We start from the raw sequence: 286 nt of genomic DNA, 5'->3' as shown, positions 1-286 counted from the left end.
CACGGCATGGTGAAAACGGACCACATCCTGTTCATCACATCAGGTGCATTCCAAGTGGCTAAGCCATCTGACCTAATCCCAGAACTGCAAGGTCGTCTACCAATTCGTGTAGAACTCGAAGCGCTTTCAGCGAATGACTTCAAACGCATTCTAACTGAGCCAAAAGCATCTCTGACAGAGCAATACATTGCCCTAATGAAGACGGAAGATGTGAACATTGAGTTTACTGAAGACGGCATCAACCAGATCGCGGATGCAGCATGGCGCGTAAACGAAACCACTGAGA

1 pseudogene is annotated in these 286 nt (G+C 47.9%); it reads left to right on the top strand.

The window, feature by feature from the left end:
• Positions 1-286: pseudogene (locus A3712_RS21615) on the top strand (AAA family ATPase); the annotation flags it as partial.

Origin of the sequence: Vibrio sp. HI00D65, assembly GCF_001635455.1 — a bacterium.
In the GTDB taxonomy this organism is placed as follows: Bacteria; Pseudomonadota; Gammaproteobacteria; order Enterobacterales; family Vibrionaceae; genus Vibrio.
This window is presented reverse-complemented; position numbering and strand designations above follow the sequence as displayed.